The organism is uncultured Shewanella sp. (assembly GCF_947495455.1).
Classification (GTDB): Bacteria; Pseudomonadota; Gammaproteobacteria; order Enterobacterales; family Shewanellaceae; genus Shewanella.
The window spans coordinates 17518-32684 of the sequence record NZ_CANLZC010000022.1 but is presented as its reverse complement, the minus strand read 5'-3'; the positions used below and the strand labels follow the sequence as shown (position 1 = coordinate 32684).

The 15167-nt window shown below is 39.7% G+C and carries 13 protein-coding genes and 1 other RNA gene; 1 reads left to right on the top strand and 13 read right to left on the bottom strand.

Annotation, left to right across the window (positions count from 1 at the left end; genetic code table 11):
- Positions 1-75 precede the first annotated feature (75 nt).
- The 13 genes from Q0791_RS08310 to pspA form a co-directional block, all read right to left on the bottom strand.
- Positions 76-1476 carry a sugar porter family MFS transporter gene (locus Q0791_RS08310; RefSeq protein WP_299004725.1) on the bottom strand — a complete coding sequence of 467 codons (1401 nt, stop codon included), beginning with the start codon at positions 1474-1476 and terminating at the stop codon, positions 76-78.
- 27 nt (positions 1477-1503) lie between these two features.
- Complete coding sequence (locus tag Q0791_RS08305) at positions 1504-2895, bottom strand: sugar porter family MFS transporter (RefSeq protein ID WP_299004724.1); 1392 nt, start codon at positions 2893-2895, stop codon at positions 1504-1506.
- A gap of 233 nt (positions 2896-3128) precedes the next feature.
- Positions 3129-4538: a sugar porter family MFS transporter gene (locus Q0791_RS08300; protein WP_299004721.1), complete on the bottom strand. Its 1410-nt coding sequence runs from the start codon at positions 4536-4538 to the stop codon at positions 3129-3131.
- 41 nt (positions 4539-4579) lie between these two features.
- Positions 4580-5908, bottom strand: a complete 1329-nt coding sequence (gene xylA / locus Q0791_RS08295; protein WP_299004719.1) for a xylose isomerase — start codon at positions 5906-5908, stop codon at positions 4580-4582.
- A 270-nt stretch (positions 5909-6178) separates the two neighbouring features.
- Entirely contained in the window at positions 6179-7642 is a 1464-nt protein-coding gene (gene xylB, locus Q0791_RS08290; RefSeq protein WP_299004716.1) for a xylulokinase, read from the bottom strand.
- A gap of 115 nt (positions 7643-7757) precedes the next feature.
- An RNA gene (gene ffs, locus Q0791_RS08285) (signal recognition particle sRNA small type) lies at positions 7758-7854 on the bottom strand.
- A 200-nt stretch (positions 7855-8054) separates the two neighbouring features.
- Positions 8055-8378 (bottom strand): ComEA family DNA-binding protein, encoded by a 324-nt coding sequence (locus tag Q0791_RS08280; RefSeq protein WP_299004713.1) that lies wholly within the window; start codon positions 8376-8378, stop codon positions 8055-8057.
- A 169-nt stretch (positions 8379-8547) separates the two neighbouring features.
- The gene (locus Q0791_RS08275; protein ID WP_299004710.1) at positions 8548-9774 is read right to left on the bottom strand and encodes a PLP-dependent aspartate aminotransferase family protein; all 1227 of its coding nucleotides are present in this window, start codon (positions 9772-9774) and stop codon (positions 8548-8550) included.
- A gap of 97 nt (positions 9775-9871) precedes the next feature.
- Complete coding sequence (locus tag Q0791_RS08270; protein ID WP_299004708.1) at positions 9872-10975, bottom strand: TIGR01620 family protein; 1104 nt, start codon at positions 10973-10975, stop codon at positions 9872-9874.
- Between the two features lie 24 nt (positions 10976-10999).
- Positions 11000-12451 carry a YcjX family protein gene (locus Q0791_RS08265; RefSeq protein WP_299004767.1) on the bottom strand — a complete coding sequence of 484 codons (1452 nt, stop codon included), beginning with the start codon at positions 12449-12451 and terminating at the stop codon, positions 11000-11002.
- Between the two features lie 98 nt (positions 12452-12549).
- Entirely contained in the window at positions 12550-12945 is a 396-nt protein-coding gene (gene pspC / locus Q0791_RS08260) for an envelope stress response membrane protein PspC (protein ID WP_299004706.1), read from the bottom strand.
- Positions 12932-13171 carry an envelope stress response membrane protein PspB gene (pspB, locus tag Q0791_RS08255; protein WP_299004703.1) on the bottom strand — a complete coding sequence of 80 codons (240 nt, stop codon included), beginning with the start codon at positions 13169-13171 and terminating at the stop codon, positions 12932-12934. The genes pspC and pspB overlap by 14 nt, the downstream gene beginning before the upstream one ends.
- A 15-nt stretch (positions 13172-13186) precedes the next feature.
- A complete protein-coding gene (gene pspA, locus Q0791_RS08250) occupies positions 13187-13870 on the bottom strand; it encodes a phage shock protein PspA (RefSeq protein ID WP_299004700.1) in 684 nt (227 codons plus the stop codon).
- A gap of 178 nt (positions 13871-14048) precedes the next feature.
- Here pspA and pspF point away from each other — a divergent pair, with 178 nt between their 5' ends.
- Positions 14049-15134: a phage shock protein operon transcriptional activator gene (gene pspF, locus Q0791_RS08245; RefSeq protein WP_299004698.1), complete on the top strand. Its 1086-nt coding sequence runs from the start codon at positions 14049-14051 to the stop codon at positions 15132-15134.
- The last annotated feature ends 33 nt before the right edge of the window (positions 15135-15167 follow it).

Here is a 15167-nt window from a genome sequence, read left to right as displayed (position 1 = left end):
CAACGCATTACTAAACAGTATAAAAAAGGTATAAAAGCGTCTTTAAATAATGCATCACAATAAAAATCAGCAAACTTACATACTCATTTCTTCCAACTCTTTCCCCTTTGTCTCATTCAAATATCGATACACAAATAGAATCGAAAGAAAAGCAAAGAAGCTATAAATTGCATACGCGCCAACTAATCCTATATTTGTCAGTAATAATGGGAAACTCATCGTGATAGCAAAGTTAGTCATCCAATGCACAAAACCGGTTACAGCTAATCCCGATCCTCTGACTTGATTTGGAAACATCTCGCCTAGAATGATCCACATAACAGGCCCCCAAGATAAATTGAAGAAAAACACGTAAGCATTCGCTGCAATTAATGCTAAGGTGCTATATTCCCCTAAATCCAATACGCCATAAATATCTGGTTTAGAATTAAAAAATACAAAGAGTAACAGTAGTAAGCAAACCGTTATGCCAGCTGAGCCAATGAAAAGAAATGGCCTTCTTCCCCATTTATCAACAAACAGTATGGTAAAAATACATGCTCCAACACTGATCCCAGCACTGACAACATTAATAAGTAACGCATCAGATTCAGAAAAACCCGAGACTTCCCATAAAATAGCACCATAATAAAAAACAACATTGATCCCAATTAACTGTTGAAAAGCAGCAATCCCCATACCGACCCAAACAATTCGCCTTACTTTTCCAGAAGTGGGATTTTTTAAATCAGATAACCTAGGTTTATGATCTCTGGAAAGCGATAAAGAAATCTCCATCAATTTCGCTTCACCAAAAAACTGTCCATACAATCTTGTTAGCACTTCTAGTGCTTGCTTGTTTTTCTCTCTTACGACCAAATACCTTGGACTTTCAGGCACAAAAAAAAGGGTAAACAGAAAAATAAAAGCAGGTAATAATTCCCCCCATAACATCCAACGCCAAGCTTCATAACCCAGCCAAAAGGTATTAATAGAAGTCCCAGCCCAATGAACAAGCAGGTAATTACTCACGAAAACAAAAAAGAGTCCAACATTAATCGCAACTTGTTGAAGGGCGGTATAAGCGCCTCGATAACGTGCAGGTACCACTTCTGCAATATACATGGGAACGAGAATAGAAGCTGCCCCCACCGCTAGCCCTCCTACCATGCGATAGAAAATAAAAACATTGGATGTATCGGCGATTCCCGACCCCCAAGAGCTGACAATGAAAAGTATCGCCGAAATCACGAGCATGAACCGACGACCGTAAACATCAGCAAGCCGACCAGAATAAAAAGCCCCAATGGCGCAGCCAAGCAATGTCGACGCAACATTAAAACTAGATGCAACTAAAGATAAATTAAAGGCTAGCCTTATCCCTCCCACAGTGCCATTAATCACGCCAGTATCAAAACCAAATAAGAAAGCCCCCATCACAGCAACACAGCTGATGGACATAATAAGAATCGTATTTTCATTGCTATGCTTAGTCATATTTTTACCCAATATGAGCCAGTACAATCAAAACTCTTCTAACTCTTTCTCTTTCGTCTCACTTAAATAATAAAAGACAAAAATCCCTGATATTAACGTGAAACCCCCATATACACTAAAAACCCCAGCAATCCCTATTGAACGGAGCAACAAAGGAAAGGTCATCACAACCAAAAAATTGGCGAACCAATGAAATAAGCCAACAATAGCAAGGGCTGATCCCCTCGTTTGATTAGGAAACATTTCTCCTAGCATTATCCAAACAACAGGTCCCCAAGATAAATTAAAAACAAATACATATAGATTAACTATCACTAATGTCAGTATCTTATAATGACCTAAATTTATCACGCCATAGACGTCTTTCTCGACATTCATAAAAATAAAAGCCAGCGTTAATAGCGTAAAAAAGATCACAATACTGCCCATTTTTAATAGTGGACGCCTTCCCCAAACGTCCACCAAAAAAATCATAATAAGGCATCCAGCAGCACCTACAGATGCCACTACAATATTAATAAAAAGGGCATTGAGTTCTGAAAAACCAATTAACTCCCATAACACAGAACCATAATAAAATATCACATTAACACCAATAAGCTGTTGAAAAACAGTGATAAACACACCAATCCATACAACTTTATGTACTTTGCCTGTTTCTTTATTCTTTAAGTCAGATAACCGAGGACTATGATCACTGGACAGTGACATAGAAATATCCAGTAACTTAGCTTCACCAAGAAACTGTCCATAAAGCTTAATCAGTACCTGCAACGCCAACTTATTTTTACCTTTAGCCACAAGATAGCGAGGACTTTCTGGAATCCAAAATAAAGTAATGAAAAAAATAGCTGCAGGTAATAATTCCCCCCATATCATCCAACGCCAGGTTTCAAACCCAAACCAAAATTCATTGATTGACGTCCCCGCTAATTTAACCAACAAATAATTACTGATATAAACCACCAAAAAACCAAGAATAATGCCAAACTGCTGTAAAGTACCGTAAGCCCCTCGGTAGTGTGAAGGCGCAATTTCAGCAATATACATGGGCACAAGTACCGAAACGGAGCCCACAGCCAGTCCACCAATGAATCGATACACAATAAATTCATCTGATGAATGAGCCATACCAGAACCCACAGCACTCACAATAAATAATACTGCTGCGACCATCAACATCGAACGACGTCCAAAACTATCAGAGAGCCAACCCGCAAAAAAAGCGCCAACCCCACAACCAAGCAACATAGAAGCAATGTTAAAACTGGATACAAATAAACTGGTATCAAAGGCGAGTCTTAACCCTCCCACCGTTCCATTAATCACACCGGTATCAAAGCCAAATAAGAAAGATCCCATTGCCGCAATACAACTAATAGACATGATAAGAGGAAAATTGTTATTGCTATATTTCATTGATTATATATATCCCTTTCTAATCACAGGCAAGTGTCAATACAATGAAAGTTGAAGTCAAATTATTCAATGTCGATCCTTTGCTAATAATAGAATATTTATGTTTAGCCCACTTAAAATACACTGAATTTAATCAAAACTTTTCTCAACTATCCTTTCTTAGCTCATTCAATCATTTCCCCATTAACCACTATGGCATTTTTCAAAGCCAGTCACACTTTTTCCTATTTGTTTTAATAAGGCATACTTTCCAATTCTTTTCCTCTTGTCTCATAAACATAAAAAATGACAAACACAATCGAGACTAGAGCTGATATAGCATATACACTATAAGTTGCAGCTAATCCAAGTAAAGCCAATAAAAGAGGAAAGCTTATCGTCACACAAAAATTCGCACCCCATTGAATAAGCCCTGCCACCGCTAAACCAGAACCCCTAATTTGATTAGGAAACATTTCACCCAGCATGATCCACATGATGGGCCCCCAAGAGATATTGAAAAAAAACACATAAGCATTTGCCGATATTAACGCTAATAGTCCAAAATCTCCCAATTGCCAATCCCCATTAGCGCCCATATTGGCATGTGAAAAAGCATAAACCATTAACAATAAGGTAATTGACATTCCTATTGAGCCCAATAATAAAAAAGGTTTTCGTCCCCATGAATCAATGAGAAACATCGTTATAATACAAGCTGAGATACTCACTACACCTGTCAATACGTTAATCAAGAGTGCATTGTCTTCTGAATAACCCGCCGCTTCCCAAAGTATACTGCCATAATAAAAAATGACATTGATCCCCATTAACTGTTGTAAAGCAGCCAATATCACCCCCACCCAAACAACGTGATGAAGCTTACCCGTTTGTGTGTTTTTTAAATCAGTAAAACTCGGAGGATGATCAGACAACAAAGAACCATGAATTTCGCTCAACTTGATACGCCCATTATGTAATCCATACAAGCGAGTTAATACCTTTCGCGCCTTTGCATTTTGGTTTTCAGCCACTAAGTATCTAGGACTTTCAGGAATAAAAAAAAGCGCACATAAAAAGATTAACGCAGGAATAATCTCAACCCAAAACATCCATCGCCATGCTTCAAAATTGAGCCAAAAAACAGCCATAGAAGAACCCGCCATATTAGCGAGAATATAATTACTTAAAAATGCCCCTAATAAACCCGCAAGTATGGACACCTGTTGTAAGGTTGCCAAGGCCCCTCGATAACGAGCAGGAGCTACTTCTGCAATATAAATAGGTGAAAGAATTGACGCCGCGCCAACGGCAAAACCTCCCAAAACTCTAGAAAAAACAAACATACTCGATGTGTTAGCAATACCAGAGCCCCAACCACTGAGAATAAAGAAAACTGCGGATATGATTAATATTGTCCGTCGCCCCCATTTATCCGCTGATCGCCCAGCAAAGAAAGCCCCTATTGCACACCCAAATAACATGGATGCGACATTAAAACCCGATCCAACCGAATTAGAGTGATACGCTTGCTGTAAATCTTCAATAGTGCCGTTGATCACGCCACTATCAAAACCAAATAGAAAACCCCCAATCGCCGCAACACAAGTGATCAATACCACCAAAAATTTGTTTTCATCTTGATGAATGTTCTGATTTAACACAGGTTCCCCCTGCTAATGTGAACGGTTATATTGATAACCTACTACTTAATATTATTATAAATCATATAATTAATATAATTTTCTAATGCCTCTTGTTGACCGCTCTTAATATTCGGCGCCAACTTATTTTGTAGCACATAATCTTTTAGCACTTGTAAGCTCATATCCCCTTTTAAAATATCCTCTCCAAATAAAGTGTTCCAACCTTGATATCTTTCCCTTACCGTTTTTGATAAATACTTATCTAAGATCATTTTTTCTGCATTGATTAACGCTAATGCTATCGTATCCATGGCACCAATATGAGAGTGAAATAAATCAAATTTATCAATACTCTGCCTGCGAAGTTTTGTATCAAAATTAAAACCACCAGAGGTAAACCCACCGTGCCTCAATATCTCATAACAAATTAATGTCATTTCTTCCACGCTATTAGGAAATTGATCTGTATCCCAACCCAATTGAGGATCACCTCGATTGGCATCGACAGAACCAAAGATATTCAATGCAAACGCGTTACACACTTCATGATGAAAAGAATGACCCGCCAAGGTGGCATGATTCGCTTCAATATTCACCAAAAACTCTTTCTCTAATCCATACTGGCTTAAAAAGGCATAAACTGCCGAGGTATCATAATCATACTGATGTTTAGTCGGCTCTTTTGGCTTAGGCTCAATAAGCAATGGCCCTTTAAATCCTATTTTATGTTTGTGCTCCACTATGAGGTTTAAAAAACGCGCCATTTGGGCTCTTTCTTGACGTAAGTCCGTATTTAATAATGTCTCATACCCCTCTCTTCCTCCCCAAATAAGATAATTTTCACCACCTAGCTCATAAGTGAGATCCATTGCACAACATACTTGCATTGCCGCATAAGCAAAAATATCCGGATCGGGATTGGTGGCAGCACCAGACATATAACGCTTATGACTAAATAAATTTGCCGTTCCCCACAAAGGCAATAATCCCGTTTCTTGTTGTTTTTTGGCTAATACTTCTTGCATGACTTTCAAATTATAAAGATAACTTGCCGCACTCTCCCCTTCGGGAGAGACATCTGTATCATGAAAGGCATAAAAAGACACTCCAAGCTTGGTAAAAAACTCAAAGGCTACATCAGCTTTAAGTTGCGCCATTTCAAGTAAGGATTTTGATCCATGCCAAGGCCGATTGAATGCAGGCTCTCCAAACATATCCCCGCCCATCCAACAAAAACTATGCCAATAGCATGCTGAAAAACGGCATAAAGCTTTCATTGAACGTCCTAAAATTAAACGTTCTTCATCATAAAAGCGAAAAGAAAGTGGATTCGAGTCAAGAGCACCGAGATATTTTATGCGACTTAAACCACTAAAGTATTCATCCATAACTCCCTCCTAAAAAACAACATCACCTAATAAGGACCCGTTGCTCTTCCAGTGATAAATGATGTGCAGCTAAACCTATTGCAATCACGGTGGAAGGGGTAATAGCTAATGTTCTCAATCCTCTCTTTACGTAAATGGGCTTGTAAGAAAGCGTCAAACACCTGTCACCGGATCTTGCTTAATAAAAAATAAGAACACCTATATCGATCGCACAAACAGCAATGAAAATAGCCCACAAAAATTCAACCCATCCTAGGCTAATAGTGTGATTTATTGGTCATTAAATATATCCACTAAGTTTAAATACAGCTTATGAAATTTAATTCGCTTATCTGCATGTGCCTCATTTAATGGCTTATTTGGAACATAAGTCTCAATTAATGGAGGCTTAAGAAAAATATCCTCTACCTTATTGTTAGGCATAAATGCTGATTTCGCCAATCTAGCAGCCCCCAATGCAGGCCCAATATTTCCACCTTGGCGATATTCCACTTCGTGGCCTAACACATTCGCTAACAATTGACACCAATAAACACTCTTAGCTCCTCCACCGATCAAGGCAATACTATTGGGCGCCTTTTCTACTTCGCAAGCTGCATCCACGCCTTCTGCCAACGCATAACTCACACCTTCTAATATGGCTTTTGTCATCTCAACACGGGTAGTTGAATGTGATAGGCCAAAAAACACTCCCTTGGCATTCGGATTATTATGAGGCGTCCGCTCACCGGACAAATAGGGTAAGAAACTGACTCTTGATGGCGCAAAATCACCACAATCCTCGACTTCTTTTAATAACTGAAAGACTGACACCTCACCTATCATTTGCGCAAACCACTTTAAGCAAGCGGCTGCACTGAGTATAACCGACATCAGATGCCATTGATTGGGTAATGCATGACAAAAACTGTGAACGCCCGACTGTACATTTTGTTTAGCCCCATCACTTACCATAAAATAGACGCCCGATGTCCCTAGGGATAACATGGCTTGCCCTGATTGGCATACCCCCATACCTAGAGCTCCCGCAGCATTATCACCCGCGCCAGCCACTATCGGGACACAAGACATTTTCCAGCGTTTAGCCAAAGAAGCGCGTAAATAACCTGTGATATCATTACCTTCATATAATTTAGGCATTTGCTCCACAGTCATTTCGGTGACTTGAAGTAAAAGTTCGCACCAACTGCGCAGCTTAACATTTAACCACCCCGTACCTGATGCATCTGACATATCGGAAGCATATTCGCCACTGAGTTTTAATCTTATAAAATCTTTTGGCAGCAGTACCTTATGTATTAAATTAGCAATATTAGGTTCATGCTCTTGAAGCCACAGCAATTTAGGCGCAGTAAAGCCAGGCATCATCTGATTACCGCATAGCTGTCTGGATTGAGGTAATAAACGTTCAATGTCATAACATTGCAATAAACTCCGCCCATCGTTCCATAATATTGCAGGCCTTAATACTCGATCTTTTTTATCAAGCACTATCGCACCATGCATTTGACCCGTTAAGCCAATGCTTTTAATATCAATAAAGGAGTAGGTTGAGGATAAACCGTCTAATAAGCTAACGAGCACAGTCCACCATTCATCAGGTGATTGTTCAGACCACAATGCATGAGGATGAGATATCGATATTGCTTGCTCTTTTATTGCGATCACACGGTCATCATCTGCAAGTAACATCACTTTAATCGCCGATGTACCAAGATCAATGCCTAAATACACTGCTTATCTCCGCACAATAAAACTCATTTAAGCTTAGCGAATATTTGAAAAATACAAGGTAATGATCTGATAAATTCTGGGGATTATTTTGATATGAATTGATAGTTTGGAGGTTTCCCTAGAGCCACACCTCGGCACATGAGTCACTTGCTGCGGTTGCTCCCTTCCAGGCCTGGCCGAGTTCACAAGCTATCATTGCGAGGGGACCCTAAGGTCACCAGAGGTTTCGTTGAGAAAATAACTAGCTTCTCAAGAACAAATGAATTATCTACTAAGCACTCAATGCAATCAAGTTAAAATTCACAATTCCACCTCAATTAAATGCCAACTGATTACTTCACCATCAATCAGATGTAAATTCCGACAACAATACGTATTTGTCATCCAATTTACGTAAAAAATAATAAAAAAACTAAAACTCAATACGATCTTTATTTTGTTCGATCACACTACTCCCAATACCTTTGACTTTTTCTAAATCCGTAAAAGAAGTAAAATCACCATGACTTTGCTGGTACTGCTTAATGGCCTGAGCCTTGACTGAACCCACACCTTTTAATGTCGCCAACTCTGATACCGAGGCAGTATTGACATTAATTTTATCAGACTGCACTTGAGCCGTTTGCACGTTTGAAGTGTCTTGATTAACTGAACTAGTCGCTGAAGGAGTACTGCCAGCATAAATGTTTCCCATAAAAAAAAGGGCAAATAACATACTACATAAGATATATTTCATAATTCATCTCCATATAAATTAGATATCGGCATTACTCCATGAGTGAATAACAAAGCAATGCATATCATACCAATGTAGGGTACAAGTCTCATATTTGCCAATAATAGGGCTTTTTTACTAAGAAAAAAGCCTTATTAAAACTGGATTAATTGTTCATTTTGTACCAATATCAATCCATGGTATGCTCTATTTCGGCTGTTAATTCAGTTCGATAATAATCAATACTGCTTAACGCTTGACTTAAGTCTTCGATAATATCCTCAACCGATTCAAGACCAACAGAGATACGTAATAAACTATCACTGATCCCCGCCTCAGTTCGCTCTTCTAATGAGTAAGGAGAATGAGTCATAGATGCGGGATGTTGAATAAGCGTTTCGGCATCGCCTAAACTCACAGCAATCGAAATCAAAGATAATCTATCCACAAATAAAATCGCTTGCTCTAAGCTTGCCTGCAACTCAAAAGCGATAACACCACCACCACGCTTCATTTGAGATCCCAATAGCGCAAACCCCGTATGAGAATGCAGTCCTGGATAATACACTTTGGAAACAAGAGGGTGTGATGCTAGGAACTCAGCAACTTTTTCCGCATTATCACAATGCCGCGATAATCTCACATCAAGGGTTTTCAACCCTCTTAAAATGAGCCAAGCATCATGGGGAGAAAGCACTCCGCCAAAATCTTTTATAATTTCATATTTGATGACTTCCATTTGAGCTGAGCTTGCACAGATCATCCCCGCTATTACATCACCATGACCATTGAGGTATTTCGTGGCACTGTGTACAACAATATCAATACCGTGGCTAATCGGGCGCTGTAACAGCGGAGTCATAAAGGTATTATCAACAATACTCACCAAAGCATATCGTTTTGCGATATCAGCAATAGCACTTAAATCAAAGACATCCAAATGCGGATTAACGGGAGTTTCGCAAAACAAGACTTTCGTCTCCGGTTTAATGGCCGCACAAATGGCGTGATGATCATTAAAATCCACTAAGGTCACTTGTATCCCAAATTTTGCCAGTTGCCCCTTCATCAATGAAAATGTACAGCCATAAACCGCTTTTGAAGCAACGAGGTGATCACCTTGAGTTAAATTGGCCAATAGCGCAGATGAAATCGCTGCCATACCGGATGCGACAGCGACAGCTTCTTCACTGCCCTCTAACACCGCCATTTTTCGTTCTAATTCTGCGGTAGTGGGATTGCCTAACCGTGTGTAGATATAACCTTGCTCTTCACCAGAAAATCGTGCGCCACCTTGTTTTGCATTTTCAAAAACAAAGGTGGCGCTCTGGCAGAGAGGGGTGACTAACGCCCCTTCACTATTTTTTTGATGACCCGCATGAATAGTTTGTGTTGCAAGCTTCCATTTATTCTGCATTTTTCTACTCCAATAGGTTCAGTATTGTTCAGTCGCACTGACGCACCATGAACCAAGATGAGGAAAAATCACACTAAAAAGGATAAATTAGTTTCACTTAAGGTGTAAAATCCTTTTTACATTGCCGATCTTTACTTAATGTATTCATTGAAAGCACTGAGCTTGAAAGTGTTTTTAATTCTAGGAGTAACTCTTTATGAATATGAGATAATTTTGGCTTTGATCTTTGGTCAAATGCAAGAGGTCGACACAGGGCCATGGCTTGATAACCTAGCCTTGCCGTTAATAATCCCCCCCCTAGCCCTTGAGCTAACCTTGCAGACAATTTTCCTGACATTTCAACGGATAACAATTGCGTACCAATATCAGTCATCACCTCAGAGGTGCCCGCATATATAATATTCACTAAAATACCACGAATAAGCTTAATGCGACTCCAATAACCCAGTTCAATACCGTAACATGCCGCCACTTGATTGATCATACGTTGATTACGCCAAAGCATGAAAGCCATATCCATAAAGGCTAATGGGCTGGCCGCTAATAATAGCGTGGATTGCCCAGCATAACGGCTCACCAATTTTTTTGCTGCCTTATCTCTGTCTTGCAACACTATTTTTTCAAATAAAATCAGTTTTTCTGCATCATTATGCTCATCGGTACAAGCACTAAAATAAGCCTTAATGGCAGGGGAAGAAGGTAAGCGCGTCACAATACTCTCAACAAAGGGATCCGCTTCCCCCATTTGCATACTATCAGACAAACGCATGCCAATTTGCTGAGTCTCTTCGACACCTTTCAGTTTTAATAGTTTACGCCATTCCCGCACAATCCACTTTATTGTACCAAGGCTCACTAATGCAACCAAGCTGGTATAAAGGCTAAACAACCAAGGACTTTGCTTCCATGCATTGAGTAAGCCTAAATAAAGTTCAGAGCCGATTAACAAGATAAAAAGAACGAACATAAGCCTCATCCACCAATGGCGTTTTTTAGGCGGCTTCATTGCAGGCTCCAATACCGCATCATTCACTTCATCGAGCGTATTAAGCAACGCATCAGGTAAAGCCTCTTCAATATCATCATAAGCATCTTGAGCATTAAAATACTGACTGGGTTTTAGTGACTCCTCTTTTGAAGCTTCCTTAGAAGAAAACACTTGTTTTGGCTTAAGCTCATCGGCTTTTTCTTTTTCCATCATGCACCTTCCAACAAACTAACATTATTATATGAGCTTATCCCCAATGAGATACTGTAATAAATGATCCATTCGAATATGTTCAAAATCCGCCCCTTTTAAAGGAAGTTGTTTAGGGGGAGCAAAATTAACAAAATCAAATCCTTGCTGCTTCCAAAAGTCCCCCTGAGGCAAAGTTTGCGGCACCTCCCCAGGAAAGATAGTAATGGATTCACGAGTTATCAAATCCTCACCTTGAAGCACCTCAATCTGTTCTTGGTCGTGTTTAACCATTTTATGGCGGGTTGCCTTTATTGCACTAATGGCCATGGTTTCAACATCACATCCTTCAAATTTAGCCCCTTGATGAGAGGATTTAATGAGCTCTGATAGTAATGATAAAACATGACCTTGCTGCGAGCGGGTCACATGATCGACCTTACTGGCTGCAAATAATAATTTGTCGATACGAGGCGCAAAGAGCCGCCTTAAAAAATGAGACTGTCCGAAACGAAAACTCTGCATAATATCATCAAGAGCCTGGCGCATGTCTTCAAACTGTGCTTTGCCTTTATTCAGCGGCGTCAAACAATCCACCAATAAAACTTGCCTATCGAAACGTGAAAAATAATCTTGATAAAAAGGCTTAACCACTTTCTTGACATATTCTTGATAGCGGGTTTTTAATACGTGATAGTTACTGTCTGATGCACTCGATTCCAGCTTTTCAAACGTAACTTCCTCAATATCAAATAACGGAAAAAAAGCCAATATAGGCGCATCAACTAATTCTCCAGGCAGCAGCATTCTTCCGGGCTGAGCATGATAAAAACCTAATTGATTGACACTGTCCACCAATAAGGCCTGATAATGTTTGGCTATAGTTTTAAGCTGACTTTCATCAGCCTTTTCCATTAAATTCAACTGAGCGAATGCTTGTTGAAAACTCAAATACAGGGAAGATTGAGCTAATTGCTTTTGCCTTAGCTGCTGTGATAGACACCAAGCCTTAAATGACAACTTCAACAAGGGTAAGTCAAGCAACCACTCTCCTGGGTAATCAATAATATCCAGATATAAAGTCGCATTATCGGTTAATTTTGCCAATACCCCTTTTTCAGGTTGATAACGTATCGCCAGTCTTAGTTCACTAATATTACTCGTTGAATGTGGCCACTGAGGCATTTGTGCCGTTAACATTGCCATGGCATCTTGATAATTGAAACTGGCGATGGTCAGATCAGGCTGAAGGACTCTTTTAACGCCCAATAAACGCCCTTCCCTTGCAACATGCCACAAAGGCAAATGAGCATAATGTCCTTGATTTCCTGACGCCAGTAATTGATTCACTAATCCGGTAATGAAGGCAGTCTTTCCGGCTCCCGATAGCCCAGTAACCGCTAAACGTAAATGTTTATCAACACTTCTATGCATCAATGATTGTGCTTTACGGTTAATGCGATTAACCGCTCTTTCTACGGCATTTTCAATGTTCAGCATCATCGCTCAAATCACCTCGAGATGAATAAATAAACAAGCAACGCGAACTTATCGCGCTGCCTATAAAGGAAGGATACGGCATGACTCATTATGAAAGGTTATAAATTATTTATTTGATTTTTTAGATCAAAATTATCGGATGTAACATGTCGCTCCATGCGCTGTAACCGGGATTCTAAGGATTTGAATTGTGTGTTCACTTCCCTTAACACGGTTTGAGCAGGCTCACCAGGTCGCCAAACTTTGTTTTTTATTTCAATATCTTGATGTTCAAAACTGGCCTGTTCTGTCAAGGGTTTGATATCTAAAATCATCCACAATAATGCATAAATAATCAATATAATGCCATACCCCCCTAATAGAAACATGGAAGCGGTAACCACTCTCACTAACCACACTTCAACATTAAAGTAATCAGCCACTCCCGCGCACACACCTGCTATTTTTCCTAAACGGGGTATGCGATACAAGGTTTTTCCGTTAGTGTCCTTCATCGCTTTTCCTCCATTGCGGGGCCTGAGAATCTAAAATGGTTTCTAATGTCTCAATCCTTTGTGACATTTTATCTGCCTGTTGCTTTAAATCATTGAGCAATACAAACTCATCTTCTGTGAGCCCCTGTTCAATTTTACGTTTACTGCGGTAATGCAACACAAGCCAAATAGGTGCAACAATCACTAAAAAAATAATAATTGGTACTATCAATATTTCCGTATCCATATCTCCTCCGACAACTTATTGCTCAGTTTTTGTTTTTTTCTTTGCTTGCACTTTCTTCTTCAATGCCGCTAACTCTGCATTCACTGAATCTTCGGCTTCTAAAGCGGCAAATTCATCTTTCAGTGACGGTTGGTTACTCAACTCATAGGCATCCACTTGAGATTCTAACCCCTCTATACGGCGTTCATACTGCTCAAATTTATTCATTGCATGATCAATCTTGCCAGAATCCAAATGACGTTTCACTTCAAGGCGAGAGCTGGCCGTTTGTTTGCGCATTATCATGGCTTTTTGACGAACTTTAGCATCAGCCAGCTTTTCTTGTAATGTAGTGATTTCTTCTTTTAACTTTTGAATTTGCTCTTCAATAATCAGAAGTTCATCCCTTAGGCGTACACTCACCTCATTCGCTTTACGTTTTTCAGCTAACGCCGCCTTAGCTAAGTCTTCTCTGTCTTTTGACAAGGCCAGCTCTGCCTTGTCTTGCCAATCTTGTACTTGTGCCTCTGCGTAACCAACACGGCGTAAAATGTCTTTCTTTTCTGCTAAGACTTTGGCCGATGTTGAGCGCACCTCAACTAACGTATCCTCCATCTCTTGAATAATGAGGCGAACCATTTTTTCAGGATCTTCTGCTTTATCCAGTAATGCACTTATATTTGAATTTACAATATCTGCAAATCGAGAAAAAATACCCATAATGTTATCCCTTTAAATTTATTTAATTTCAAAGTGAGACAATCACTTTTCGTGCCAACTATGAATATTCTTTATATTATAGCTATTTAGATGGTATGTTAAGTTTTACTTTCTTTTATATGGCTAGCGCCTTATTATTATTTTCACTACATATTGGCGTAAAAGACTAAAATTTATCGTGGCGAACTCATTTAAGCAAGACAACCTTATCGGTCAATCTAATGCACTATTGGAAGTGCTTGAACATATCTCTCAAATAGCCCCCTTGTCAAAGCCTGTACTCATTATTGGTGAAAGAGGAACGGGAAAAGAGCTTATCGCTGAACGCTTACATTATTTATCCAAGCGATGGGAACAAAATTTCATCAAGCTCAATTGTGGTGCATTAAGTGAAAGCTTATTAGAAAGTGAGCTCTTTGGCCATGATGCTGGCGCCTTTACTGGTGCCAATAAAAAACATCAAGGCCGTTTCGAACGCGCCGATAACGGCACCTTGTTTTTAGATGAATTAGCCAATACTTCAGCGCTTGTTCAAGAAAAACTTCTGAGAGTCATAGAATATGGCGAATTTGAACGTGTTGGAGGCAGCCAAACAATACGAGCGGATGTACGATTAATTTGTGCCGCCAATGAAGATTTACCCACATTAGCCGATTCGGGAGAATTTCGCGCAGACTTATTAGACAGACTCGCCTTTGATGTGATCACTTTGCCCCCTTTACGCCATCGCACTGACGACATCATGCCATTGGCCGAACACTTTGGGATTAATATGGCAAAACAACTCGAACAATCCTTATTTACCGGTTTCTCTTCTCGAGCATTAAAGCAACTCATGGATTACGCTTGGCCAGGTAACATTCGTGAATTGAAAAATGTCGTTGAGCGCAGTGTCTATCGGCATGGCGATTCACCCGATGCAATCGACAATATCGTCATCGATCCTTTTGATTCTCCCTATCGCCCTAAAAAACGTACTAAAAAGTTATCCACTGGCCATGATAATCCACGCTTGAATGAGGATGCACCACACGCTCCCATCTCTGTACCTCCATCAATGGACAAAAGTGCAACTCCCCCTCAATTAAGCCCGCTTTCTTTTCCAACCGATTTTAAAAAACTCAGTGAAGACTATGAAACCCAAATTTTACAACAAGCCCTCAAAGCAGGCCAATTTAACCAAAAGAAAACCGCAGAGCTTTTGAATCTCAGTTACCATCAATTAAGAGGGATTTTAAAAAAATACAATTTATTAGATAAGTAATACCAATCTAATTGGGGTTTTTGAGCTGCACTG

What these genes read in the sequence shown, in the direction of transcription:
- Q0791_RS08310 (WP_299004725.1), bottom strand. Translation starts at nt 1,476, where the DNA reads ATGACTAAGCATAGCAATGAAAATACGATTCTTATTATGTCCATCAGC.
- Q0791_RS08305 (WP_299004724.1), bottom strand. Translation starts at nt 2,895, where the DNA reads ATGAAATATAGCAATAACAATTTTCCTCTTATCATGTCTATTAGTTGT.
- xylA (WP_299004719.1), bottom strand. Translation starts at nt 5,908, where the DNA reads ATGGATGAATACTTTAGTGGTTTAAGTCGCATAAAATATCTCGGTGCT.
- Q0791_RS08280 (WP_299004713.1), bottom strand. Translation starts at nt 8,378, where the DNA reads ATGAAATATATCTTATGTAGTATGTTATTTGCCCTTTTTTTTATGGGA.
- Q0791_RS08275 (WP_299004710.1), bottom strand. Translation starts at nt 9,774, where the DNA reads ATGCAGAATAAATGGAAGCTTGCAACACAAACTATTCATGCGGGTCAT.
- Q0791_RS08270 (WP_299004708.1), bottom strand. Translation starts at nt 10,975, where the DNA reads ATGATGGAAAAAGAAAAAGCCGATGAGCTTAAGCCAAAACAAGTGTTT.
- Q0791_RS08265 (WP_299004767.1), bottom strand. Translation starts at nt 12,451, where the DNA reads ATGCTGAACATTGAAAATGCCGTAGAAAGAGCGGTTAATCGCATTAAC.
- pspC (WP_299004706.1), bottom strand. Translation starts at nt 12,945, where the DNA reads ATGAAGGACACTAACGGAAAAACCTTGTATCGCATACCCCGTTTAGGA.
- pspB (WP_299004703.1), bottom strand. Translation starts at nt 13,171, where the DNA reads ATGGATACGGAAATATTGATAGTACCAATTATTATTTTTTTAGTGATT.
- pspA (WP_299004700.1), bottom strand. Translation starts at nt 13,870, where the DNA reads ATGGGTATTTTTTCTCGATTTGCAGATATTGTAAATTCAAATATAAGT.